This is a genomic window from Solwaraspora sp. WMMA2101 (assembly GCF_049179175.1).
GTDB lineage: Bacteria > Actinomycetota > Actinomycetes > Mycobacteriales > Micromonosporaceae > Micromonospora_E.
Map to the genome: position 1 here is coordinate 3,228,572 of NZ_JBMHMA010000006.1, position 25,531 is coordinate 3,254,102.

General features: G+C 69.3%; 18 protein-coding genes. 9 read left to right on the forward strand and 9 right to left on the reverse strand.

What is annotated here, in order from left to right; translation table 11 throughout:
* Positions 1 to 5: 5 nt before the first annotated feature.
* Together drmB and drmA are read right to left on the reverse strand one after the other, a co-directional pair.
* The gene (drmB, locus tag ACN28F_RS15495) at positions 6 to 1,868 is read right to left on the reverse strand and encodes a DrmB family protein (protein WP_421358372.1); all 1,863 of its coding nucleotides are present in this window, start codon (positions 1,866 to 1,868) and stop codon (positions 6 to 8) included.
* Entirely contained in the window at positions 1,865 to 5,488 is a 3,624-nt protein-coding gene (drmA, locus tag ACN28F_RS15500; RefSeq protein WP_421358373.1) for a DISARM system helicase DrmA, read from the reverse strand. The genes drmB and drmA overlap by 4 nt, the downstream gene beginning before the upstream one ends.
* 1,224 nt (positions 5,489 to 6,712) lie before the next feature.
* On the opposite strand from drmA, the gene ACN28F_RS15505 reads away from it, so the two are divergent.
* The 4 genes from ACN28F_RS15505 (at position 6,713) to ACN28F_RS15520 (ending at position 8,981) form a co-directional block, all read left to right on the forward strand.
* The gene (locus ACN28F_RS15505; protein ID WP_421358375.1) at positions 6,713 to 7,513 is read left to right on the forward strand and encodes a hypothetical protein; all 801 of its coding nucleotides are present in this window, start codon (positions 6,713 to 6,715) and stop codon (positions 7,511 to 7,513) included.
* 25 nt (positions 7,514 to 7,538) lie between these two features.
* Positions 7,539 to 8,000: an NUDIX hydrolase gene (locus ACN28F_RS15510; RefSeq protein WP_421358376.1), complete on the forward strand. Its 462-nt coding sequence runs from the start codon at positions 7,539 to 7,541 to the stop codon at positions 7,998 to 8,000.
* The gene (locus ACN28F_RS15515; protein ID WP_421358377.1) at positions 7,997 to 8,485 is read left to right on the forward strand and encodes a hypothetical protein; all 489 of its coding nucleotides are present in this window, start codon (positions 7,997 to 7,999) and stop codon (positions 8,483 to 8,485) included. The genes ACN28F_RS15510 and ACN28F_RS15515 overlap by 4 nt, the downstream gene beginning before the upstream one ends.
* A 130-nt stretch (positions 8,486 to 8,615) precedes the next feature.
* The gene (locus ACN28F_RS15520) at positions 8,616 to 8,981 is read left to right on the forward strand and encodes a hypothetical protein (protein WP_421358379.1); all 366 of its coding nucleotides are present in this window, start codon (positions 8,616 to 8,618) and stop codon (positions 8,979 to 8,981) included.
* On the opposite strand, the gene ACN28F_RS15525 is transcribed toward ACN28F_RS15520, so the two are convergent.
* Positions 8,938 to 9,414, reverse strand: a complete 477-nt coding sequence (locus ACN28F_RS15525) for a DNA-processing protein DprA (RefSeq protein WP_421358381.1) — start codon at positions 9,412 to 9,414, stop codon at positions 8,938 to 8,940. The genes ACN28F_RS15520 and ACN28F_RS15525 overlap by 44 nt on opposite strands.
* Before the next feature lie 176 nt (positions 9,415 to 9,590).
* Complete coding sequence (locus tag ACN28F_RS15530; protein WP_421358382.1) at positions 9,591 to 9,920, reverse strand: hypothetical protein; 330 nt, start codon at positions 9,918 to 9,920, stop codon at positions 9,591 to 9,593.
* A 137-nt stretch (positions 9,921 to 10,057) separates the two neighbouring features.
* Here ACN28F_RS15530 and ACN28F_RS15535 point away from each other — a divergent pair, with 137 nt between their 5' ends.
* From ACN28F_RS15535 to ACN28F_RS15545, 3 genes are all read left to right on the forward strand, one after another.
* On the forward strand, positions 10,058 to 10,954 hold the full coding sequence (locus ACN28F_RS15535) for a helix-turn-helix domain-containing protein (protein ID WP_421358383.1): 897 nt from the start codon (positions 10,058 to 10,060) through the stop codon (positions 10,952 to 10,954).
* Positions 10,951 to 11,157 (forward strand): DUF397 domain-containing protein, encoded by a 207-nt coding sequence (locus ACN28F_RS15540; protein WP_421358385.1) that lies wholly within the window; start codon positions 10,951 to 10,953, stop codon positions 11,155 to 11,157. The genes ACN28F_RS15535 and ACN28F_RS15540 overlap by 4 nt, the downstream gene beginning before the upstream one ends.
* Positions 11,158 to 11,327: 170 nt before the next feature.
* On the forward strand, positions 11,328 to 11,507 hold the full coding sequence (locus ACN28F_RS15545; RefSeq protein ID WP_421358386.1) for a type II toxin-antitoxin system VapB family antitoxin: 180 nt from the start codon (positions 11,328 to 11,330) through the stop codon (positions 11,505 to 11,507).
* Positions 11,508 to 11,574: 67 nt separating this feature from the next.
* Here the strand turns inward: ACN28F_RS15545 and ACN28F_RS15550 are convergent, their stop codons facing one another.
* The 4 genes from ACN28F_RS15550 to drmD form a co-directional block, all read right to left on the reverse strand.
* Complete coding sequence (locus ACN28F_RS15550) at positions 11,575 to 12,201, reverse strand: DUF6879 family protein (RefSeq protein WP_421358388.1); 627 nt, start codon at positions 12,199 to 12,201, stop codon at positions 11,575 to 11,577.
* 184 nt (positions 12,202 to 12,385) lie between these two features.
* On the reverse strand, positions 12,386 to 12,913 hold the full coding sequence (locus tag ACN28F_RS15555; RefSeq protein ID WP_421358390.1) for a hypothetical protein: 528 nt from the start codon (positions 12,911 to 12,913) through the stop codon (positions 12,386 to 12,388).
* A 76-nt stretch (positions 12,914 to 12,989) separates the two neighbouring features.
* Entirely contained in the window at positions 12,990 to 17,126 is a 4,137-nt protein-coding gene (locus tag ACN28F_RS15560; RefSeq protein ID WP_421358392.1) for an Eco57I restriction-modification methylase domain-containing protein, read from the reverse strand.
* Positions 17,126 to 20,410 carry a DISARM system SNF2-like helicase DrmD gene (drmD, locus tag ACN28F_RS15565; protein ID WP_421361408.1) on the reverse strand — a complete coding sequence of 1,095 codons (3,285 nt, stop codon included), beginning with the start codon at positions 20,408 to 20,410 and terminating at the stop codon, positions 17,126 to 17,128. The genes ACN28F_RS15560 and drmD overlap by 1 nt, the downstream gene beginning before the upstream one ends.
* 135 nt (positions 20,411 to 20,545) lie before the next feature.
* Here drmD and ACN28F_RS15570 point away from each other — a divergent pair, with 135 nt between their 5' ends.
* Complete coding sequence (locus tag ACN28F_RS15570) at positions 20,546 to 22,660, forward strand: UvrD-helicase domain-containing protein (protein ID WP_421358394.1); 2,115 nt, start codon at positions 20,546 to 20,548, stop codon at positions 22,658 to 22,660.
* A 63-nt stretch (positions 22,661 to 22,723) separates the two neighbouring features.
* Positions 22,724 to 24,895, forward strand: coding sequence for a DUF262 domain-containing protein (locus ACN28F_RS15575; RefSeq protein WP_421358395.1), 2,172 nt, complete (start codon positions 22,724 to 22,726; stop codon positions 24,893 to 24,895).
* Positions 24,896 to 24,918: 23 nt separating this feature from the next.
* Here the strand turns inward: ACN28F_RS15575 and ACN28F_RS15580 are convergent, their stop codons facing one another.
* Positions 24,919 to 25,527: a hypothetical protein gene (locus ACN28F_RS15580; RefSeq protein ID WP_421358397.1), complete on the reverse strand. Its 609-nt coding sequence runs from the start codon at positions 25,525 to 25,527 to the stop codon at positions 24,919 to 24,921.
* Positions 25,528 to 25,531 lie beyond the last annotated feature (4 nt).

A 25,531-nucleotide genomic window follows, 5' to 3' on the forward strand; every position in this document is an offset into this window, starting at 1 on the left:
GCCGGTCACCTGAAGAAGCCGCACTCGTTGTCGGCGAGGGTGTCGACCAGCAACGACCGGTCCAGGTAGTGGTTGCCGCCTTCGCAGGACGTTTCGGCGGCGTACAGGCAGGCATGACAGGCGGCTCCGGCGAGCCGGCCGTGCACCGTCGGGTCGTGTTCGGCACAGAGCGGGTCGGAGCTGCACAGCCGGGCACCGTGCAACGCGCGGTCGATGAGTGGGCCGAGCCGGTCGGCGCGGCCGAGGGATACCAGCCCGCCGAGGGTGCCTTCGCTGTCCGGGGCGGCGGTGTAGAGCAGCACCCCGGCCATCGGCACTTCGCCGGTACGCGCGTACACCCGCTCGCCGATGCCGGAGGCGCTGTAGCCGCATTCCAGCGCCAGCTCCCGGATCAGGGTGTGCCCGAAGGTGTGCAGCAGCAGGTAGCGCAGGCCGGGCCAGGCTCCAGGGGGTAGTTCCCGCTGCGCCCGCCATTTCTCGTGGGCCCGGATCAGCAGCTGTTCGCGGGCCTTGACCCCAGGGTCGTGCTCCCAGGCGACGATGCGGTCCTCGGCGAACCGCAGGAAGATGCCTTCGCCCCGGGTTTCGGCGCACGGCACCCAGGTGGGCGGCTCGGCGGACAGCGGTGCGCGACGCCACTCGGGGGTGTCGAGCGCGTCGCGCTCGGGGGCGTCGATGCGGGTGAAGCCGTACAGTGCGGCGACCCGGCGCAGCCGGGGCACCAGCACCAGCTGGCTCAGCCAGTCCTGGTGCCCGGCCGGAACCCGCTCCGGTCTGGTGGTGAAGTCGGGCAGTGACGCGGCGGTACTGGCCGTGAACGCCCGCCACTCGGGCAGGTAAAGGTCGAGATGGTCCCGGTCACCGCCCGGCCGGTCACCGCCATCGGACCGACCGTCACCGCCGGCAGCGAACCGCCGCTGAATCGCCGTCCACACCTTGTCCACACCGTACGGTTGCAGCTCGGGCCAGCAGGTCTGGGTGGGCAGGATCGCCTTGCCGGTCTCCGGTGGCAGCGAGGCGAGCACGCTCAGCTTCTCCCAGAATTCGTCGACCGTGTGATCCACCGGATGCTCGGCTTTCGGCACACTGAACACCGGTGCCTGCATCGCGAACCAACTGTTGGTCGCGCCCAGGGCCAGGGTGCGCGGCGGCGCGTCACACGGCTCGTAGGTGCCCAGGTGCGGGTGGCGGCCCCGGCAGGCGGGCAGATTGCGTTCGGCGAGCGCCCCGATCGCCTCCGACATCGGCCGGTGGGTCGAACACTGGTCGCAGGTGACGAAGATGTTGGTGGTCTCACCGGTGCTACCGCGTTCGGACAGTTGCAGCGGATGCCCGGCGCCGGGGTCGCTGCCCCGGTGTGCGAAGTACGACCAGGGGAAGTCGTCGAGGTGTCCGTTGCCGCAGGCCAGCACGAACCGAGCCGGTACGGCGGTCGGCCGACCGCCGCCGTTGCCCCGGCAGGGGTGTGCGTAACGGACCTTGTCCGGCGTCTGCGCCGAGACCAGCTCGAACAGACCCGACTCGACCGGGGCGAGCCGGTTGCACTGGGTGTCGGAGCAACGCAGCCAGGCCGGGAACAGCGCGACCGGCACGCCGATGCGAGCCCATTCGGCATACGGGTCGGAGGTTTCCGGCAGGTACGGCGGCAGCCGCAGCGCCTGCACCTGCTTGCCGAGTTTGGCGCGCATCGCGTCCAGCAGCCGATCTTCGGTGATGGTGTTGGCTCGGGCCAGTTCCCAGTGGTCGAGGCCGAGCGGCATCACCGACAGACTGGGCAGGTCGGCGACGGAACCGATGCCATAGGTGTGCAGCAGCTGGTTGGGGCGCAGCGCCCCGACCCGCAGCTGCCGTTGCTGTGGTTCGCTCACGCCGACACCTCCGGCCCGTCGGCCGCGTCGTGGGCCGCCCCGCCGGCCCGGCCGGCGATGGACGCAGGGTCGGCGCGGGGGACGAACGGTGGCGGTGGCTCCGCCGTGGCGGCCCCGGTGAGCTGCAACTGCAGCTGCACACCGGGTTCGACGTCGCGCAACGAGGTAGGGCAGGTGGTCTGCTGCCAGCGGCCCTCCTCAGGGCGGTGCAGCAGGCCGGCGATGTCGTCGCTGCGGCGTGGCTTGTCGTACGCGAGTCGCCGGGCGGGCATGGCCCGTTCCCGCGCCCACACGTCGAGCCGCGCCTCCAACTCGTCTTCTACCCGCTGCCGTACGGCGTTGTCGGCGGCGACGTCGCTGCGCCGGGCGAGGAAACGCACCACATGGTCGGCGAGTGGACCGTACCGGTCGAAGTGCTGGGCGCTCAGGTTGCCGTTGTAGGTGGGTCCGAGGTTGCGGATCAGGGCGACCAGCACCCCGGTCAGGCCGCGGTCGATGGCCCGATCGGCGAACGGGGTGACCGACAGCGCTTCGACCTGGCGGTAAACGGTGGCGTGGAAATGGTCGAAGCGTTCGTAGTGCGACAGGTCGCGGGGCCGGGCCCAGTTGTAGACGGTGAAGACGATGCCAGGGGCGGCGCGGCCGACCCGGCTGGTGGCCTGGATGTATTCGGCCGCCGACTTGGGCTGGTTGGCGACGACCATCACGCCGAGCCGGGACACGTCGACCCCGACGGAGATCATGCTGGTGGCGAGCAGCACGTCGATCGGGCGCGGGCCGGCTTTGCCGCGCTTGGCGGTGAACCGGACGGCGAGGCGGTCCAGCAGTGGCCGGATCGCGTCCGACGACATCCGGGAGGTCAGCTCCTCCAGCAGCGGGTCGTAGCGGCGGGCGAGGCCGCGTTCGTCAGCGCGGGTAAGTCGGGTGGAGACGTCGTCTTCGACGAGGCGTCGCATACCGCCGAGGTCACGCAGGCTGTTGAAGTAGCCGACCAGGGTCATGTACGGGTCGGTGACGTCGTTGCGGCCGTAGCGTTCGTGCAGCTTCTGGGCGGCGCCGAGGACCGACACGTAGACCCGGATCAGGGTCGACTTGATCCGGGTGCCGTGGGCGCAGATGCCGATGTAGCGCCGGCCGGGACGCTGGTCGGGGTGACGCTGGCGGGCGAAGAAGCTGTCGGCGGCGTCGAGGCCGGGCGGCGGGAACACGTGGGTGCTGCGGTGGAACAGCGCGCCGATCTGCTGGTGGGCTCGGCGGACCGTCGCGGTGGAGGCGATCACCTTGGGCCGGGTCGAGTGGCCGGTCATCGGCTGCCAGGTGGCGAGCCGGTCGACGGCGGTCTCGTAGAGGCCGACGAGGGAGCCGAGCGGCCCGGAGATCAGGTGCAGCTCGTCCTGGATGATCAGGTCGGGGGGTCGCAGTCGGGGACAGTCGACGATGCGGGCCGGGCCGGCGTTGCCGGTGGCCCGGTGGTACGTCGCTTCCCAGTCGGTGCGCTCCAGGTCTTCGGTGACGTAGCCGTGCCGTTCACAGCGCCGGCTGACCTGCCCGAACAACGCTGCGGTCTCGCCCTTCCAGGCGAGTTGGGCGAACTTGTCGACGGTGGCGATCAGCAGGGCCGGCGGGTGCCGGTAGATCTCCTCGTCGACCACGAGCACCGGGAGCCCACGCTGGTCGTCAGGCCGACCGAAGCCGGCGAGCTCACCGAACGGACATTCGATGTCGGGGCAGCGCACCAGCGTCCGGCGGTACGTCGGGTCGATCATGATGTCCCGGCCGGGTTCGATCCGGCTGCCGCACCACGGGCAGCTGGTCAGCTGGTGCGGCGATCCGTGGCCCCGGGTGGCGGCACCGCGACCGCCGCGCTGCTGCTGCAGCCACTGCCGAGCCTGGTCGGTGTAGTTGGGGGTGACCTTGCCGCCGACCCACAGTCCGATCCGGATCGGCGTGTCACCCCAGGTGGTTTCGTCGGCACGGCGCAGGGTTTCGGCGGCGCAGATCAGGGTGGCGGCCCGCTCGAACTGCTGGATGGTGAGCAGCCGCAGCGTGTAGCGCATCAGCACGGCGAGGCCGTCGGCGGCGACCAGGCCACCGTAGGCGGGTTGCAGCCGGCGGATCGCGATGGTGAAGGCGGTCAACCCGAGGTACGCCTCGGTCTTGCCGCCACCGGTCGGGAACCACAGCAGGTCGGCGACGGCTCGCTGTAGATCCTCTGTGCGTTCGGCGTGCCGGGGGTCGGCCAATGCCGGCAGGTTGATCAGCAGGAAGGCGAGCTGGAACGGCCGCCAGCGGTGGTTGTCGGGCTGGTCGGCGGCGTCGGTCGCCCGCCCGAGTCCGAGGCCGGGGTGCTCGCGCCGGGCGGCGGCAACGTTGGTGTGCACCCGTTGCAGGTACATCGCCTGGTTGGCGAAGCCGAAGGCACGGCGGGCGGCCGGGTCGGTGGCGAGCAGGCCGATGCCGGCGGCGATCCGGTCGGCGGCCCGGCGGGCGTCGCTCAGCGCCTCGATGACTTGGCGGCGGTGCTCGGCGAGCCGGCGGTGCGGTTGGTCGGCGGCGGCTTCGTTGCCGGCGATCCACGCCCGGTAGCCGTCGACCAGCGGGGTCAGCGCCGCCAGCAGCGGATCACCGGCCGGACCGGCTGTCACTACCTTGGTCGGACCGGCCGCCGGAGTCACGGCCGGGGTCGCGGCCAGCCCGGCGAGGCGTTTCATGTCGAGCTCGACGGCGGCCAGCTCCGGCAGGTCAGGATCGGTGTCGGCGGTCGGCACGTCGGTGAACGGCAGTTCGTGTACGGGCACCGGGCAGGTGCGGATCCGGTGGGCGCGCAGCGCGTGGTCACCGACGGCCGGGTCGGCCCGCACGGCGGTGCCGTGGCCGACGGCGTACTCGGGGTGGAAGCGGTAGGCCATTGCCAGCCGGCGGCGTTCGGCCTGGTCGGAGGCATCGCCGCCGGTAATCTGCTCGGGTCGAGGCCAGAACACCGGCTGGTCGCCGTCACCGGTGGCGGACAGCTCCACCTGGAAGATCCAGGAGCTGGCGTCGCGCCGCGCGCCGGGCCGCTGCCGGTTTTCCAGGAACAGCGAGATCAGCCAGCGGCCGTCGCGGCGGCGGGCCCGACCGCGTACCACGATGTCGGGTTGGTCGGGGTCGAGGGCCTGCGGCGGCAGCGGGCCTTCGGCGAGTACGACGGTGATGGTGCCGCCGTGGCTCTGGCGCTGCCAGACCCGCCGGCCAGCGTGCTCCTCCCGCTGCGAGGCGACCCGGTCGTAGCGGCCCCAGTCGGCGGTGACCCGCAGCGCGACGGCGGCACCGCCCACGGTGGCGGTGAAACCGAGCGCGGACGGGGCGAGGCTGGGCACGTTGGGTGCGCTCGGCTCCGGCTGGCCTTCCATGATGTCCGGTGCGCTGGCGTCGGACAGCTCGTCCTGGGTGTCGGGCTCGACGGCCTGGCCGTTGGGGGCGAGCCGGCCGAGCAGGTAGCGGTCGAGCGGGCTCTCCTGGGTGCCGAACTCCTCGTCCGGCCCGTCGAGCGGCCCGAGCAGGTCGGCCAGGACCAGCGCCTGCAGTTCGTCGCGGATCACGCCCGCGTCTGGTCTGCCGAGTACGCCCGCCTCACCCATGCCCGCCACCGTAACGGCTTCCCCCGACACCGTCCTCATGCGATCGCCCAATGACGAATGGATCAAGAGCATCCGCACTGCCCCAGCGGGCTGGGCACTATGCCACAGGCTGCGCAGACGTCAGGCCGGACCATCGTCTGCTCCGGTTGCGGCTTACTGCGGCCACGTGCCGGCTGAAAAGACTTTGCCGGTCGGCGGCGCGCTGATGCATCCTGCGACGAGACCAGGGTGAGCGCCTTCGAGACATCTTCCTTGGAAGCCTGCGGCCAACCGTTGACTCGGAGGATGCGGACCACCTCTGCCGTTTTCCGCACCTGGCCGCTACCCTCCGGCTGGCGGGCATCCCGCACCGCCGCGATGAACTGCGAAAAGTCCTTGCCGTACTTCGTTGACTGAGGGCCCGTCCGGCTGGCCTTGCGAGTCGGTGTCGCCCCTCGGCTCGGACTTTGCCGTGTACGGGCCACAGGGCTCGCCTTCTTTGCCGGCTGTCGAGCGGGTTCCGCTCGGTTCTTCTTACCTGTTTGCGGCACCGGGTCGCCGACGACTGCTTGCACCTGGGCGGTGGTGGCATTCAGCCAGCCCTTCTCCCGCAGCTTGCGCGCGATGGTCTTGGCCTTGGCGCCAGGCAGCTGCGACCGGAGCAGCCGAGCCGCCTCCTTCAAGACCGGCGCACTGGCCGGAGCCACACGCCTGTCGGCCGCCGAGGCGGTCGAGCCCGTCGTAGCCCGCCGCCGGGACGGACCTGGTTTGCGGGGCGAACCCGACCTTGCCGGAGGGACTCGCTGAGTCTGTGGCGGCAGGCGGTCTATCCACGAATCAGGAGTCTGGTCAGGCTTGTCATCGTTCTCCCAGTCGTAACCAGGAACATCCCAATGCCTACCCTCGGCGTCGGCATACCAGTCTCCGATCGTGCGCCCGGTCATGCTTCCTCCCGAACTTGCGTCGCAGGGCAGTCAGGCTGACGAGGGCCAGTTGACCATCCATCTTGAACTACGACGCTATTGACGCCCACCGACCGATGTAAGGTCCGATCAGGCAGTGCAGGATCGACAGGCGTACAGCCGACGACAGAGTACGGCTCCCGCCGCTACGGTCTTTTGTCCTGTAGACGATCCGGCAGCCCTGTTGATCGACTCGCCGTACATCGACTATCGCCCTTGTCGATCATCGTTTGGCTCGACAATGCCGCAGGAGAGCGGCGACGCCACAGGACGGATGATCAAGATGAAGGTTCAGGATTCGGTCACCACAGCCGGCGGGGCCAGGTCGAACGAGGACCGGGTGGGCCACGCAGGTTCGCTGGCCTGGGTGATCGACGGTGCCACCGATCTGTACGACGACGCTGCCCTGCCCGCAGAACGCGACGTGGTGTGGCTGGTCGACCTGGTCGGGGCGCTCCTCACAGAAGCTGGGACGGACGGCTATCAGGGCAGTGGCACCGACTTGTTGGAGCGGATCGCCGTCGAGGTGCAGCGGCGGCAGGACGCGTACGGCTTCCCGTCGGACCGGATGCCGCCGGCCTGCTCGATCGGTCTCTGCGTCGACCAGGGCGACGGTTTCGAGCTGACCCGCATTGGCGACGCCACCGCTGTCATCGACGGCGACACCACCCGTGTCCTCGCCACCAGCTACTTCGACGGGCGAGAGGCGGCGGCGGTGCGGGCCCGCGAGACCGACCCGGCAAAGGTCGTCGCCGCCATGCAGCAGCGACGCCGGCACACCATGACCTCCGGTGACGTCGAGTCGGTCTTCTCTGGCCACCCGCAACGCCGCCTCGTCCCGCACCGGATCACCGCGGACTGGGCAGGGACCGGCCACATCCTGCTCTGCACGGACGGGTTCGCCCGGCTGGTCACCGACTACCAGCTCTTCGCCGGGTGGTCCGAGGTCGTCGCCGAGGCCCGGGAGCGCGGGGTGGCGTACCTGGAGAAGTTGATCCGGCAGACGGAGAGCGACCCGGCCATCGGCGGTGACCGTTTCAAACGCGCCGACGACGTCGCCGCCGTCCTGATCTGCGCGGGCTGAGGCCGTACAGATGGGAGCACCTGCCGTGTCCGACCGGCCGCCGTACCTCGTCGAACGCAACCCGGGCTATTTCGAGTACCAGTTGCCGATCTCGGTGAAGCTGGTCGTCGACCACCACGGTCGGGTGCCGCTGCTGAAGAACGAGCGCGACGAGTGGGAGTTGCCCGGCGGCAAGCTGGAGGTCGGCGAATCCCCGGAGCAGGGCGTCTGCCGGGAGGTAGCCGAGGAGCTGGGCCTGACAATCACCGGCGTGCAGATCATCGACTCGTGGGTGTACGAGATCACCCCGCTCCGACACGTGTTCATCGTCAGCTTCGGTGCGGTCTACACCGGTGAAGAGGAGTTGACCTACACCGACGAACACAAGGAACTCGGTGTGTTCAGCTACGACGAGGTGCCCGACCTGCACATGCCGGCACCGTACAAGGCGACGATCGCCCGTTGGCGCGACCTCGTCTCCGGTTCGACGCAACCCGCGACGACATGACCAGGCGGGAAAGCCACCGCCGCCAGGCTGGCCAGCCCACTCGGGTGCTCCTCGCCGCGCTGTCGGCCGCGGTGTGTTTCGGCTGTACGTCGAGTCCGCCGGTCTCCGTGGCCGAGTCGGACCCGGCGCTGCTCGTCCACGACGTCCGACGCGGCGGCGACGACGCGCAGATCGACGGCTATCTGCGTCACCTGGCCGACGCGGACTGCTTCGTCCTCGAACCGGACGCGGCGACCGGGCCGGACGGGATGCGCAACGTCGCCGTCTGGCCGCCCGGCACGACGGTGTGGCGGGACGGTGGGCAGGTCGCCGGGGTCGAGGCGCCAGGCCGGGAGCCGATCGCGATCGGCAGCCGGGTCGTCGGCGGTGGCGGCTACGCCAACCCCTCGACCAGCGACCTCGACCTGCCCGACGTGTCCCCCGACTGCCTGACCGGCGGCGGCGAGTTCGCCATGCTGCACACCATCGTCAGCGTCACGCCGTGAACGACAGGATTGCGATCGACCACCGGATCATGGCTTCGCCGCACAGGCGCTCGATCAGCGAACGCTTTCGCTGGGCTGACCCCATAGGATCTCTGTCGGCAGGTTGACGCAGCGTCGAAGCGGAGTGCGGGTGTCGGATCCGGGCAGCGCAACCCAGGCAGTCCGCAGCAAGGGCTGGTGGCCGTTGGCTGGCGGCATTGGCGCTGCCGCGCTGGGTCACGCGCTGGCTGTCGCCGCCCTCGCGATCCCGGTTACGAAGCTCGGCCCGTCCGATCCCAACGCGAACCTGGATGCCGGGGACCGGTTTGGCGTCTTCTACGGGGTGTTGTGCACCTACGCTGCCGTACATGTGCTTCTGCTGAACGTCGGCCTCGTCTTCGTCTGGTCCGAACGCGGCAATCGAATGTTCAAGCGAGGGCTGGTCGCCGGTTGGGTTGGCGGCTGGGCCTTGATCATTTCCATCGTTGCCACATGGTTCGCGCTTGCGGAGTCGTAGCGCCCTCCACGCCGGTTTCGGCGGGCAGTCGGTTGAGGATGCCGTTGACGGCTTCGATCAGCTCTGCTGTGCTGCGTACGACGTGGACGCCCGGCCTGGTGGCGAAGGCTTGCGCCCATCGACTTCGCATGACATGGCTGGTCAGGATCACCGGCCGGCCGTGCCCGAGGGCAAGGCGTGCCTGGATCCGGGCACCGCTGGTCTCGCCGGCTTCGACGACGAGGGTCGCTGCCGCGTACCCGCTCATCACCGCGTTGCGCATCTTGATGCCGCGCAGCTGGGCGGGGTAGCTGTCGTCGGAGACGGCGTGCACGCCGATCCCGTCCGCCCGCCAGCCGGCGATCTCGTCGGCAGTGGCGGCGACCAGCTCAGCAGCAGAGCCGGTCGTGGCCGCAAACAGTGCCTCGGGCTGACGCAGCGCCCGGGCGGGCATCGAACCTCCCACTTTCGATGGACTCGGCCCAGTCGAGCATCCGCCGACCGGGCGGCCGGCTCGGCTGCCGGACGGGTCGGACCGCCGCTGGCGGCCGTCGGTGACGGCCAGCCAGCAGCGCAGGGTCGACGGCGGTACGCGGAGCAGCCGGGCCGCTGCCGCTTCGGTGAACGCGGCTATTCGGCGGCAGGGACGAGTACCTGCGAGCCGGACCAGTTGATGTCGAGGTTGCCGAGGTCGCTCTCGGGTTCATCGTTCTCGTCGAGGATGCTGAAGGTGGCGTGGTAGCAGCCGAACCCGTGGCCGCCGGCGGCGAGGGTCGCGACCGCCCAGCCGCGCAGGTTCTCCCCCAGCTTCTCCGGCTGACGCGGGTCGACTGCGACCCGGATGACTCCGAGCAGGTCGTACGTCTGGTCACGCGTGCCGGCGTCGTCGATGCGGCACAGCGAGAACCCGTACCGCTGCTCTTCCTCCTGCTGATAGATCAACTTTCCGAATCGGTACACGGGAACCTCCTCGTTGCGGCGGGACTGCCGACCGTGACTAGCATCAGGGAAGCCGGTTGTTATATCAACCCCCTAGTCTGTATCGACTTCTTGAAGTAGGCTCACCCTGCTATCCGGTCCTGTAAGGAGTGAGGAACATGATCCAGCCACCGACGGGCCAAGAGGTAACCGACGGCGCAGACGTCTCGCCCACCGTGCAGGCATGGGAACTCGGCATCAGGTTGCGCCAGCGCCGCGAAGAGTTGGGCATGACAGCGGTTGCCGCCGGCAAGGCGACCGGCATCGCCCAGGCGTACATCTCGGGCGTCGAAGCCGGCCGGGTCAAACTGCCAGCCGGTCGACTTGCTCAACTCATCGAGATCTATGAGCTCGATGAGGAAGACGCAGCCGAGCTGGAAGAGCTGCGGGTGGGAGCAACCCGTCGCGCCTGGTGGCACCAGTACTCTCAACTCTTCCCCGCTGACTTCCTCCGCTTCCTCGGCTACGAGGCCGGCGCGGATCACGTCCGCAGCTACGACAACGAGCTACTCCACGGACTGCTCCAGACCGAGGACTACGCCCGTGCCGTGATCCGTGGCGGCAACACCTACGTCCGGCTGACCGAGATGACCAGGCGAGTGAAGGCGCGCATGGCACGGCAGGCTCGGCTGACCAGCCCCAACCCCTTGAACGTGAGCACCGTCATCAGCGAGGCAGTCCTCCGTCAACAGATCGGCGGTCCGGCGGTCATGCGCGACCAGCTCAACCACCTGGCCGAGCTGGTATCCACGCATCCGGACCAGATCCGAATCAGGGTCGTGCCGTTCACCACCGGAGCACACCCCGCGCTCGGCGGGCCGTTCCAGATCCTCTCGTTCCCATCGCCCCGGCTGCCTGACCTGGTCTGGCAGGAAGTCCTGACCTCCAGCGACATCATCGACCAGTCCGCTCGCGTAGCCGACTACACGATGACCTTCGCTGAGGCTGAGGAACGCGCGTTAAGCTCGCAGGACTCACTCTCGCTGATCCGCCAGATAGCCAAGGAGATGGGATGACCCCGCAGGTCGGCACCCCTGACCGGGACTGGTTCACGTCGTCGCGCAGCTCCAACAACGCCGCCTGCGTCGAGGTCCGCTTCGCTGGCGGCCAGGTGGACGTACGCGACACCAAGGACCGCACCGGCCCGGCTCTCGCCTTCGACGCCACCACCTGGACCAGCTTCGTCACCGGGCTCAAGCACACCAACACTCAGCCCTGACCCGCAGGACCCTGCGGCTCGACGGCTGCGCCGGCTGACTCCAGGATCTGATGCGCTCCATCTGCTCCGCGCTCAGCGTGTCGCGCAGATGGAGCGCATCCGATCATCAGCCGAGGTTGGCTCCCGCTCACAGCGTCGCCGTCCGCTCGATCTGCCCTCAGAGGTTGCCGATGACCGTCACACAGATCGACCTTGACGACGAAGCGCTGGCTGAGGCAATGCGCCTGTCTGGAACCAGGAGCGAACAGGAAGCCGTCAACCTCGCGCTACGCGAGTACACCGCTCGCCATCGGCGTATCGCGGCGCTCGAACACGACCCAGCGGCAGCACGTCACGAGATGCCAACGTAGTCCCCCGACCGGCTAGCGATCCGTTGGGCTACCGCCGCCGAGTCGTCGCCACGGCCGGTACCCGGTCTCACCCAGGTAGCTTCGCTGTGCCAGTGGGCGGGTCCAGTGTTGCCACTTCGCGATCGAAAAACGTGTCCAGCGACTCACCTTTCCGGTACAACCCTTCGATGAGTTGCTGACACCGGGCGATCAGGCCCGGATCGGTGAAGCGACGGGCGGCGGCGAGCACACCCGTGTCGTCGTAGACCGCCTCGTACATCACGTCGAGACCGAGCGTGTAGATCTCCGGCAGCGGACCCCCGTTCTCGTACGGAGCGACCTGCTCCGGACCGACGACGTTGGTCAGGCCGCCGTACTCGTGACGGAGCCGGAGCAGGTGCAGCTCCCATTGCAGGTACGGGATGATCGGCTTCTCGACGACTCGCACCCGCCGGTTGACGAAGCCTTGTCGCGCGATCCGGCCGTAGTAGTCGGCGAAGTCGTCGCGCTGCTCGTCAATCAGCCGAAGCGACTCATCCCACCGACCGTCGACGAAGGCCTTCCAGCTCTTGTTGCCGGGCTCCTTGAAGAACTGCTGCCGCTCCAGCTTCCAAAAGCCGACCGACTCTATCCGCCAGAAGTGCTCGTAGAAGTCAGACCAGTAGTCATCGAGCGTCAGCAGTTCACCGGTGTCACAACCGAGGATCTCATGCATCTTCCACCACCGATCAGGCAGATGTCGTCGCAATACAGCGCAACCGTCGCGCTCATAATACTGCACTTTGACCTACACGGAAACGGGAGACACAACCAAAGCACAAAGTGGTGAGTTCGGCGAGAATTTCTCGCATGATCACAGGGCGCAGGGCTAGACCAACTCAGAAATCACTGCAACAAGATCAGTCGACAGAGTCGGGCCTCCTGCCATAAATAACACTTCTGATCCGAAAGAAAAAAATGCTTGCAGCAAAGAAAATCCACGCGGACATCGAACCAAGAACAGATCTCCAAAGAGAATCTTCGAAGAAGAAGGTCGCAACAGAAATGGAAATGCCAGAAAAAATACAAAACAAGCCACCAAAAATGGGCGCGAACCGCCCACTCGCAAACCTAGCAGCAACCCCAAGAGTTGCCGTCACAAATAGTGTTATCAACATCAACGAGACTGCAACCAGATCCCACCGAGGAGGAAGAAGGCCTGCAAGTGTCGCGAATAGGTAGATAACTGCGGCAGCAATCAAGTTCGCTAGTACGTTCACAGAAACATCTCGCAGGAACCCTACAGAACGGCCTAGACTGTCCGCCATCCTGCGAGGATTGATCCCTAATAGATCGACCAACTCCTGCCTGAACCACCAGGAAAGCATGCCCAGGGCAGCAGGGGCCGCAACCCACACCACAAGGAACGCCCACTTGCTTGCACCCAACCGAAGCCTCCGAATCGCCGTCTAAAATCCTCCGGGTGCCCATTACTACCGGTCGCCCAAATTATCCCCAAACAGATCAGAACAGGGCGTCGGGGCGGGGGAACAGGGCGTCGTCGAAGGCAGGGGGTAGCGACTCGGATTCCGCTGCCTTGCGGGGTCGCGGGACAGCCTTGGTTGATTTGCGCGGGGTGCGCCGTGCGCCGGAGTGCAGGCCCTTGCGGACTTCTTCGGCGTAGCGCTGGTGGTTGAGCTCCAGCAGAAGGTCAAGGATCTCGACCTGCACCGCCGGGTCGATCGTGTAGCGGGTGCCCTGCCGGGTCTCGTGGAAGCCGTGGTTGAGCCGCAGGTCCGACCAGCCGTACGCCTCGGCAACCGCCTTGTCGATCTCGACGTGAATTTCCCGCAACCGCCTGATGTCCGCGCTGGTCACCCCTTCGTCGTGGAACAGGTTGTAGAGCTTGGTCAGCCCCAACCCCCGCCCCAACATCACCGACCGCCGGTACGAGTCCAACTCCTCGCCCACCCGATCCATCCGGCCCGTCAACTCCGGCTGCGGATAAGTCTCGAAGCAGTCGGAAGGCGTGTATTGCAGGTCCGACTTAAGCGTGGCCGAGTATCTCCAGGCCCACTCCACATGAATATCCGAACTCAAAAGGGTCAGCAGACCCGGACGATCGGATGCGAATACGACAATCTTCTCGTTTAGAACTTGATCCGTGGCGACCAGCGCAGGACGTCCCGTCCGACTGACACGTGCGATGGCGAGGACGCGGTCGAGTCCTTCGATGGCCTTGTACAGTTCGGGGCGACGGCGCTCGTACTGCCACCAGCGATTGCGAGCACTAGCACTGTACTTGTTGCGCTCACGCTCAGGTTTGACTTCGCGTTCGACGATGGCGAAGCAGTCTGGGTATTGCTGGGCGCGTTCGATGGGCCACTCGTGGAAGTTGATGACCCAGCGGCTTGCCGAGCAGTCCGGGCTGGTGTTCAGGTCTTCACCGTTGAGGTAGGGGAAGAGCACGTCCTTGTTACGTGGATCCTTGGCGATCAGCGTCTGTGCCTGTTCCGGCTCCAGCAGGAATCCGGTACCGAGGACGTACGAGCCGATGAACGACTGGCCGGCGTTGGCGGCGAGGCGGTGCGGGTTGCCGGTCACTCGGGACTCGGCGTCGAGCGACGGAGTGATGCCCCGCACCTTGCGGCCGTCGAGGATGCGCTCCTCACCGCTGCCGGCGTGCCCCACCCAGAGCAGCGACACCTCCAGCGAGGCGGTGCCCGGCCACGGCTGCGACTTGTTCGCCCGATAGATTGTCCAACCCATGTCGATCGCCTGGTCCAGGCCGACCTCGCGGGTGTCGCCCTGGGCGATCGTGTTCGTGGCGATCAGCCCGACCCGGCCCTTCCCGGTCACCGCCAGTTTGCGCAGCAGGAAGTACGAGCACAGGTCGGCGCTGCCACGTCGACCCCGGCCGACCCGCTCCACCAGATATTCGCGCAGGTCGACACCGATCGATCCGGTTAGCCGCTGCCCGCCCACGAACGGTGGGTTGGCGATGACGGCGTCGAAGCCGGCGCGGTTGATGACTTCGGGGAACTCCAGCGGCCAGTGCAGGGGGCGGATCGGGGCGGGACGGCTGCCGCGCAGCCAGCCGCTGATCGTGTCGGTCAACTGCCGGGTCTGCTCCGTCGACGCGTGGTCGTGCAGCACCGCGTACACCTGGTCGCTGATCGCCGACAGCCGGTCGTCGTACCTGTACTCCGGGTCGTCGTCGGGGTCGTCGTCCGAATCCCACGGGCGGCGCTGTGCCCGTACGGCGGTGGACAGCGCCGCGCCCACGACGGCGTCGGCGGCCAGCCGCAGCCCGTGCCCCATCTGCTCGATCAGGCCCAGCTTCGCCGCCTTGTCGGCGGCGTCTCGGGTGTCCTGCACCACGCTCGCCTCGATCTGCTCCCGCAGCTCGGTCATCTCGGCGACCAGTTCGTGCAGCCGGTCGGTGACCGAGCCGTAGAGCCGGGCGTGCAAGGATCGCCCCTGCTCCGGGTCCAGGTGGAAGGCGGTCAGCTGGTCCAGCGAGGTGATGCCGACCAGCGAGTCACCGCAGCGCAGCGCATGGTCGAGGAAGCCGAACGGTCGCCCCTTGGCCAGGGTGACCAGCCACAGCGACAGCTTCGCCAACTCGACGGCCATGTCGTCGCGGTCCACCCCGTACAGGCAGCGGGCGGCGACCATCCGGCGGGCCACCAGCCGCAGCTCCTCCTCGGTGCGCCCGTCGGCGGGCAGGTCGGCCAGCTCAGCCGGCAGCTTGTCGCGCTGCCAGGCCCGCACCACCACCTCGGCCAGGTAGCGGCAGGCGGCCACCAGGAACGCGCCGGAGCCCATCGCCGGGTCCAGCACCTTCAGCTGCAGCAGCTCCTCCGCGCTCTTCGCCCGCCACACGCCTTCCTCGGCGACGCCCTGCGCCGGGCCGGGCGCGAAACACAGCGGTGCCAGGGTGTGCCGGACGACCTCCTCGGCCAGCTCCTTCGGCGTGTAGTGGGTGCCGGTGGCCCGTCGGTCGCCGACCTGGGTGAACAGCACCGACCCGGCCGGGAAGATCGTCGGCAGGCCGCGCAGGTCGGTGCGGAGCAGCCCCCAGTACGGGCGGGCCCGCTCAGCCAGGTCGGCGTCGTTGTCGCAGGCGGCGTGCAGCGCCGCCACCTCGTCCGGCCGGGGCGTGCGGGCCAGCGCCCTGCCCACCTGACCGGCGGTCAGGCCGCAGCGTTTCACCAGCCAGCCGCGGAACTCCGGCTCACCGAGCGCGGCCTGCTCGACCAGCTCGGTCAGCGGCAGCTCCGGCTCCAGTTTGCCGACCAGCCCGACGTGCGGCTGATCCACCCGCAGGCAGGAGAAGTCGAGCAGTCCTTCGTAGACGTGGCCGATCTGCTCCACCCCGAGGCTGGAGTAGCTGAGCTGCTCGGCGGCCTTGCCCCGGTGGCGCAGCACCAGCAGCGCGTCCAGGATCTCCAGGATCACCCGGTCGGTGACCGCCGCCCGGTGCAGCCAGCCGAACCGGGCCGGGTCGAACAGCGACCCGCCGTGCGCCGGGATCATCAGGTCCGGGTGGGTGCAGCCGCCGTGCACCGCCGCGAACAGGGCCAGCAGCCGGGGCCAGGCCGCCGCCCGCCGGTCGGTCACCTCCTCGCTGTACAGGTCCCGCGCCAGGCTCAGCTGGGCGTGCAGCGTGGTCGCCGCGTACGCCTCCTGGTAGAGCGGGTCACCGAGTGGCAGCAGCCGCTGCTCCTCGGCGTACAGCAGGAAGACCAGCCGCATCAGCACCGTCAACGCGCCCCGGTAGATCTCCCGGTCGGCGACGTCGCGCAGCAGTTCCCCGCCGGATTCGCGGTCCAGCCGGGCCAGCTCGCCGACGAACAGCTCCACCGCCCGGCGGACCTGGTCACCGAGGGTGGTGGTGACCTGGGTGAGGGCGTCGGCGCTGCGGACGAACAACCCGGCGAGGCTGGTCGACGCGGTGCCGTCCGGGTTGGCCGCCGGTGCCAGCACCCGGGTCGCCGCCAGCAGGGTGGCGAACGCCCGCAGCAGCAGCGGCTCCTCCAGCCACAGGTCGGCGTCGAAGACGGCGACCCCGGTGGCGGTGCCGGGGCGGGCGTGCACCAGCGCCCAGTGCTGGCCGTTGGTGAGCAGCGCAACCGGGGTACGGGTGTCGCGGCACAGCTGCGCGGCCTGCTCGGTGGGTGCCGGCCGGTCGCCGTCGGGCCTGGTCAGCGGCGTGTCAGCCGGCAGGTGGTAGACGTGCAGCCGGGCGGCCCGGCCGCCGCCGGGCTCCGGCCCGTACATGATCCAGTCGGGTCGACGGCGACGCCGGTCGGCGCCGGCGAGGATCTCCGACGGCAGCGCGGTGCCGTCGCCACGGGCGCTGGCCGGGTAGCGCAGCAGCTCGGTCAGGATCAGCTCCACCCAGGCCGGGGCGAGCAGGTCCGGCGGGGCGTCGAGGATCTCACCCCAGCCTTGGCGGATTCGCTGGCGGACCTCGTCGGGCACGGTGTCCAGGCCGTCGGGCAGGGCGACGGTCAGCACCGGCACGGTCAGGAACGGCCCGTCCGGGCCGAGCAGGCCGAGCCATTCGGCGTGCTGTTCGTCGGCACGTTGCGGAGCCGGCCGGTACGGGCGACGGCCGGCAGTGACTGCGGTGGCGGTGCTTCGGGTGGACGGCATCAGCGGGCACCTCGGGCGAGGGAAGCGGGCACCAGGCAGGTGACGGCGGCGGGGAACCAGCGGGCGGTCGGGTCGGCGTAGCGGCGGCGCAGCGCGTCGGTCTCCCGCTGCCGCTGCGCCGGGATGTCGCGCAGCCGGTTCCGCAGGGCGTCCCGGTCGGCGTGCAGTTGTTCGCGTTCCAGCTCGAACAGCGACGGCTGTTCCCAGGACGGCGTGTCGTCGAGGCGGGCCCGGATGTTGGCCGCCAGCTCGTCGAGCACCGCCCCGATCGCGGTGACCTCCTCGGCGCAGCGCTGCTCCAGCAGGCTGTACAGGCTGCGTTTGCGCTGGTCGGCGCGGACGGCGAGAGCCCGGCTGAGCGGCTCGGACAGCGTCGGCCACAGCTCGACGAGCTGGCCCAGCATCGGCTCCGCCGGTGTCTCGTCGGTGGCGGCGGCGAGTAGCGCGTCCAGCTCCTCCTGGCGGGCGCGGGTCAGTTTGCCGGCGACGATCGGCCCGCCCGCGGTGATGATCTCCTCGTGCAGTCGGGTGCCTTCCGCGCCGGTGATCACCACCCGGCCGTGGGCGATCAGCGCCGGGCTGCGCAGCAGCTCGCCGGGGACGATCCGGGCGGTGACCCGGTGCAGCCGCTTCCCGGTGCCCGCGTCGGGGCCGGTGCCGGCACCGGAGGTGCTGCCGCTGGACCCGCCGCCGGTCCGTGACCACAGTTCGGCGCGCAGCAGCCGCAGGCACATGCCGACCAGCCGGTGCCCGAGGTGCAGCAGCACCACGTCGGTGCGGCCCTTCGCGGCGTCCGGGTCGAACGTGACCGGCCTTTCCCGGCCGGTGACCGGATGCAGCAGCCCGTCGGTGCGGGCCGTCGCCCACGCGCCGGGCAGCTCCGGCAGCCGGAACCAGGTGCCGGTGGCGTCCGCCGGGGTCGGGGCCGCGATCAGGTCGCGGCGGTGCGCCAGCCGCAGCGCCGTGCGGACCACCCGCTCCACCGTGGCCGGGGTCAGGTTCAGCTGGGTACGGCTGGCATGCAGCTTCTCGGTGAGCCGCTGCAGTTCACGGGCCAGGTCACGCTCGTACCGTAGCCGGGCACGGCTGGCCCGCCGGCCGATCTCGGCGTCGGTGGCCCGCCAGTCCGTGCGCTTGCCGGTCATCTTCTGCTCGACCTGGGTGGCGATGACCTCACCGGCGCTGCCCAGGTCGGTGCGGATCGCCTCGACCTTCTCCACAGCCAGCCGCAGGAACGCCAGCTCGTCCTCAAGGGACCCGTCGGTGTAGTCGGCGTGCTGCCAGCCGGCCGGGACGAAGTGCAGCACCTGCACCTCGGCGGCCCGTTGACCGTGCCGGTCGATGCGGCCGTTGCGCTGCTCCAGCCGGTTGGGATTCCACGGGATCTCCCAGTGCAGCAGCCGGTGGCAGTGGCGCTGCAGGTTGATGCCTTCGCTGGCGGCGTCGGTGGCCAGCAGCACCCGTACCGGGTCCAGGGCCGGGTCCTCGGTGAAGACGTTCTTGACGTGTTCGCGGTCCTGCGGGTCCTGGCCGCCGAACAGCAGCGCGATCCGTTCCGCCGGGAAGCCGGCGGTGATCAGCCGTTCGTGCAGCCAGCGCTGGGTGTCGCGGTACTCGGTGAAAATGATGACCCGTTCGTCGGACCAGTCGCCGCCCGGCCGCACGATCGGGTCCAGCCAGGCGCGCAGCGCGGTGAACTTGGCGTCCGGCTGGTGCTGCGCCGACCGGGCCCAGGTCCGCAGCTCGGTGAGCAGCGCCTTCTCCTCGGTGGACAGCGGCGGCGCCCAGCGGCGTACGGCGGTCAGGGCGTCGGCTTCGACCTCGCCGTACGCCTGGTCGTCCTCGGCGGTCTCGTCGAGGCGGTCGATCACCGGCCGGAGCACCTTGTCGGCTTTTTCACGTACCGGGGTGGTGTCGCCGGACCCGCTCGGGGCGCGCGCGGACATCGTCGCGAGGTGGGTGTCGACGGTTTCGGCGAACGCCTTCGGTGACGAGAAGAGCCGCCGTTTCAGCAGCGTGGTGACGAAGTCGGCGGCGAGTTGCCCGGCCCGGTCGGCGGCGGCGTCGCGGCGGCTGGCGGCGTAGCGGGACAGCAGCGCGTGGGCGTGCCGTTCGGCGGCCGGGTAGTCGACCTGCAGGTAGTCGAGGCGGCGCACCGGGAACCGTGGGCTGCCGTCCCACTTGGGCGGCAGTTCGCTCTTGAGCCGGCGGACCATCACCCGGGCCAGCTGCTCGTCGGTCGGTTTCACGCCTCGGGCGAAGCGCTGGTCGTCGAGCAGCTCCAGCAGCGCGGTGAAGGACTCCAGGTAGCCGTTGTGCGGGGTCGCGGACAGGAACAGCCGGTGCTCGCAGTGCGGGGCGAGGGTCCGGATCGCCTTCGTCCGCTGGGAGTCGGTGGCGTAGCGGCCCCGGCCGGCGGGCGCGCAGGTGTGGATCTCGTCGACGACCAGCAAATCGATGGCGCGCGGGTAGCGGGGGGTGACCGGCAGCACCTCGCGGAGCAGCCGCAGCGGGCGGTCGCGTTTGAGCCAGTCGACGCTGACGATCAACCGGGGGTAGTGAGTCCACGGATTCGCGTACAAACCACGGCTGCGTCGCAGGTCACGCAGCAGTGCGCTATCGACGATGCGGAATTCGAGGCCGAACTTGTCGCGCATTTCGTCGCGCCACTGCCGGGTCAGCCCGGCCGGGCAGACGATCACCATCGTCCGGGCCCGGTGCCGCAACATCAACTCCTGCATGACCAGGCCGGATTCAATTGTCTTACCCAGTCCGACATCATCAGCGATCAATAGATTGGTCCGCGGCATGGACAGCGCCCGCACCACCGGGTCGAGCTGGTAATCCTCGATCTCCACGCCGGAACGGAACGGGGCCTGCAACGCCGTACGGTCGGCCGAGGCAATCGCACCCCAACGGACCGCGTCGAGGAATGCGTCCAGTTGGGCCGGGTCGTCGAACCCGTCACCCGGACCGGGCAGGACGGTGGAGTCGTGCACCGCCCGACCGGGCTCCAACTCCCAGACCACCCGCAACTCCTCGTCGCGGGCATCGTCCTCGACGCTGACCAGCCGTACCAGGTGCGGTGCCTGCCCGGTGAACACGTGCGGATCGGCGCTGGCGACCTCGCCGCGATGCACCTGCGCCGCCACCCACCTGCGGTTTCGTACCGTTACCAGTTGACCTTCGGCGGGCACGGCCGGCTGGTCCGTCAGGGTTGGGACAGCAGATCCACCACGCTGACCATCGTCGATAGTTTGGTGCGAAGTGTCCGAACGGCCCATTCCATACGTACGTGCCTCCACTCTGCACCTTTCGTCGTTTCCTGAGCCCCGGGCCGCTGCGTAACATGGGCTCTTCGCGAACGCAGGCGTGCAGGTTAGTGCAATCTGTCTACACAGTCGACAGGGGTTACGACAGTGGCCAAGCTCGGAATCGCCAAGGACTTCCTGGCCGACTACGCCAAGCTGCAGAAACCCGTCCAGAAATCGGTTTCCGCCGTGATCGACAAGTTCGCGGCACACACCCACGCCGGCATCCACCTGGAGAAACTCGCCAACGCCAAGGACTCCCGCATCCGCACCATCCGGATCACCCAGTTCTACCGGGGCGTCGTACTCGCCCCGACCAGCGGCGACGAATTCCTGCTGCTCACCGTCCTGCCCCACGACGACGCCATCGAATACGCCAGCAGCCGGCGGTTCACCGTCAACCAGGCCCTCGGCGTCCTCGAGGTCCGCAACCAACAGGCCCTCGACAGCATCGAGCCAGCCCTGCAACAGGCCGCCAAGGCCAACCCGAGCCTGCTGTTCAGCCGGGTCAACGACGCCGACCTGATCCGGCTCGGCGTCGACGCCGACATCCTCCCCCTGGTCCGGCTGCTCACCACCGACGCGCACCTGGAAGCCCTGGCGAACCTGCTACCCACCGCCCAGTACGACGCACTCACCGGCCTCGCCGCCGGATACACCCCGGAACAGGTCTGGGACGAGGTCAGCGCACACCTGCCGACCAGCGCCCCCGCCGAGCCGGTCGACCCGGACGACCTGACCGCCGCCGCCGCCCGCACCCCGGACCGCTTCCACCTGGTCTCCGGACCCGCCGAACTGGCCAGCATCCTCGCCCACCCGTTCGACGCCTGGCGGGTCTTCCTGCACCCGACCCAACGGGAGATCGCCCACCGGCCGTCGTACGCCGGACCGGCGCTGGTCACCGGCGGTGCCGGCACCGGCAAGACAGTGACCGCCCTGCACCGGGCGGTGTTCCTCGCCGCCCGGACGGCCGACGGCCCGGACCGGTTGCTGCTGACCACCTTCACCCGCAACCTCGCCGACGCCCTCGACCGGCAACTCGGCCTGCTCACCGACGATGCGTCGGTACGGGACCGGATCGACGTGCTGAACGTCGACCGGCTCGCCTACCGGATCGTCGCCGAAACCCTCGGCCGCCAACCGGCCATCGCCGACGCCAGGACCGTCACCCGGCCGCTGTGGGAACAGGCCGCCACCGGCGGGCAGCACAGCGCCGCCTTCCTGCAACGCGAATGGGAGCAAGTGATCCTCGCCCAGGGCATCACCGAGCCGGCCGGCTACCTCGCCGCCCGCCGGCACGGCCGGGGCGCACCGCTGCGCGCCGACCAGCGGCTCGCCGTCTGGGAAGCGATCCGGCAGGTCACCGACGCGCTGCGGCAACAGGACCAGCACACCCACCTGCAGCTGGCCGACCAGGCGGCGACGATCCTCGCCGAACGGCCGGACCGCCCGTACCGGTACGTCATCGTCGACGAAGGCCAGGACCTGCACCCGGCGCAGTGGCGGCTGTTGCGGGCCGCCGTCGCCGCCGGCCCCGACGACCTGTTCATCGTCGCCGACCCGCACCAGCGCATCTACGACAACCACGTGTCGCTGGGCAGCCTCGGCGTCGGGATCCGGGGGCGCAGCCGGAAACTGACCATCAACTACCGCACCACCCAGGAGATCCTCGCCTGGTCGGTACGGCTGCTCACCGGAGTCGACCCGACCGGACTCGACGACCAGCCGGACAACTTGACCGGCTACCGCTCGCCGATGCACGGCCGGCGGCCCCGGATCGCCGGGCACCCCGACCGCGACGCCGAGCACGACCAGCTCGTCGACCAGGTACGCCGCTGGATCGACGACGGAGTCGAACCGCACGCGATCGCCGTCGCCGCACGCAACGGCCACCTGGCCCGCGCCGCCCGCGACCGGCTCGGCACCGCCGGCATCCCGGTCAGCACCCCCACTGCCAGCAAGACCAACGCGGTACGGGTCGGCACCATGCACGCGATGAAAGGGCTCGAGTTCCGCTGCGTCGCGGCGATCGGCGTCGACGCCGACACCATGCCGGCCCGATCGACGATCACCGCAGCCGACGACGACCCCACCGCGCACCGGCACGACCTGCAACGGGAACGCTGCCTGCTCTTCGTCGCCTGCACCCGCGCCCGGGACTCGCTCTATGTCTCCTACGCCGGTGCGCCCAGCCCGTTCCTCGACGCCCGGCCCGCCCACTGACCACCACCGACCACCCAGCGACCACCCCCATGACCGCCCACGACCCCTCGCGAGGCACCCGACATGCAGGCACACACCCTCACCCCGACCGCGATCTTCGGTCACCAGGTCCGGCACGTCGTGCCACTGTTCCAGCGGCCGTACGTGTGGAACGAGCAGGACCAATGGGTTCCCTTGTGGGAGGACGTCGCCAGGGTGGCGGAGGACGTGCTGACTACACCGGCCGGATACGGCAACCTACCGGTCGCCCCGCACTTTCTCGGCGCGATCGTGCTCGACCAGCCGGCCGGCTCATCCGGCTACGTCACGATACGCCAGGTCATCGATGGCCAGCAGCGGTTGACCACCCTGCAGCTGATGCTGAACGCGGCACAGCGGGTCGCCGCACAGCACGGCAGCGCTCTGCACGCACAGGCGCTGCAGGTCCTGGTCCGCAACCAGCCCGAGATCCTGCAGCACCCGTCGGAGGCGTACAAGGTCTGGCCGACCGACCGCGACCAGGACGCCTTCCGGGCCGCGATGGACGGCGACGGCACGCCCGACGCGGAGCTGGCCGGCTCAGCGCTGGTGCGCGGCCACGACTTCTTCGTCCGGGCGATCGCCGAGTGGGCCGAGGTCACCGGTGACCCGGACAAGGCCGCTGCCCGACTTCAGGCGCTGGCCCAGGCGCTGCGCGACCACTTGAAGCTGGTGGTGATCCAGCTGGAGCCGGGCGACAACGCCCAGGTGATCTTCGAGAGTCTCAACAGCCGGGGTATGCCGCTGCTCGCCGCCGACCTGATCAAGAACCTGGTCTTCCAGATCGCGCAGGCACAGCAGCTCGACGTGGCCAGCCTGTACCGCAAGCACTGGGAGCAGTTGGACACCGACCACTGGCGGCTGCGCGTCGCCCGTGGCCGGCAGTACGTGCCCCGGATCGACATCTTCCTCCACCACTGGCTGATCACCCGGACAATCAAGGAGGTGCCGGCCGACCGTCTCTACCTGTCCTTCAAGGAGCACCTGCCGGCACCGGTTCAGCTCGATCTGCCGGCGCTGCTCGCCGATCTGTCCCGCGACGCCGCGAACTACGCGGCCCTGGACAAGTGGCCGGCCGACTCGGCTGTCGGCAGGTTCCGCTACCGGGTGCTGCAGGCGATGGACTCGGCGGTGGTCACCCCGGTCCTGCTGTGGCTGCTGCGCTGGACCGACCAGGAGCTGCCCGCCGCCCAGCGGGACAAGGCCCTCGCCGCGCTGGAAAGCTGGCTGGTACGCCGGGCGCTGTGCCGGCTCACCAGCAAGGACATCAACCGGCTGACGCTCGATCTGCTGCGCAGACTCGACGAGACCGGCCCGGCGACCGCCGGCGACGTCACCGAGACCTTCCTCGCCGGACAGCGGGCCGACTCCCGGTTCTGGCCCACCGACGCCCAGGTACGCGAGGCACTGACCACCGCGCCGGTCTACCGGACGCTGCTGCGGGCCCGGCTGCGCATGGTCCTGGAGGCCGTCGAGGAGCACCGGCGTACCCCCAAGAGCGAGCAGCCGCACTGCCCCCGCAATCTCACCATCGAGCACCTGCTGCCACAGAAGTGGCAAACGTACTGGACCGCCGGACTCACCGAGGAGTTGGCCGCTGAGCGGGACAAGCTGCTGCACACCATCGGCAACCTGACCCTGGTCAACAACAAGCTGAACCCGTCCATGTCCAACCGGCCGTGGACCGACGAACAGGCCCAGTCGGTCGGCGCCGCCCCCACCGGCAAGCTGACCGAGCTGCAGAAGCACACGACGTTGAAGATCAACGCCGACATCCTGCTGACCGCACCGCACGGCTGGGACGTCGAGCAGATCCGCCAGCGCACCGCCGAGTTCATCGAGCGGATCCTCAAGATCTGGCCGGCACCGGCCGCCGTCGCCGCCGTCGCCCCCCTGGCCACGGCCGAGAAGGACAAGCTGCCGGCCGAGAAGGTCGACGAGACCGAGGATGAGTCGACCCCCGGCCACTCCGTCGCCCTGACCAGCAAGTACAAACCGCTGACCGACTGGCTACGTGAGCAGGACGCCGAATCGCTGCCGGTCACCTTCGACGAACTGGAGACCGTCATCGGGGGTCCGCTGGCACCGTCTGCCCGCGCCGGCTCGGGGTACTGGTACTCGCAGTCGAACTCGCTGAGCAAGGCGATCGCGGCCGGTGGCTACCAGGCGACCCGCGCCCAGCTCGTCGACGAAACCGTCGTCCTCGTCCGCCGGTAGCTGACGGGTCCGTCGAGCCCGCCTCAACACTCGGCCGTCGAGGCGGGATCGACGCAGACGGAGAGCCGGTGCGGGAAGTCGATCGAGCGAACGCCCCCGGTCGACCGGTAGGTCACCGTGACGGGTGGGGCCTCCCACAGGCCGGGCCGGACGGCCGTGATCTTGAATACGGCCGAGTAGCGTTCTTGGCTGGGATCGCTCGGCAGGAGCTCGACCGAAGCCGGGTCGACGGCGGTCAGACCAGGTGCGAACACGGGCGGGAACCGGTCGGTGAAGCCGACGCCGTCGGGTTGGTCCGGCGCCAGCGCCACCAGGCCGACGGAGTCCACGCTGACGACCGCCGAGTCGCTGGTCGCCATCTCAACGGAGATCAGCTGGACCGGAGAGCTTGTCACGTTCCGGAAGACGACCAGGCCGTCGTAGCGGCTCTGGCTGACCTCCAGCTGTGAGCTGTGCTGGCTGCCGCGCCCGGCCGATTCGAGGGCGACACCCCGATGATCGTCGTCGGCCAGGCCTGCGGACGACGACTGCCTGGGCGCCCCGCTATCCGGGCCGTCCGAGCCGCCGGTGCACCCGGCGACGCCGAACGCCAGGACCACAGCGAGACCCAGGGCGGTAGGCAGCCTTCCCATGTCT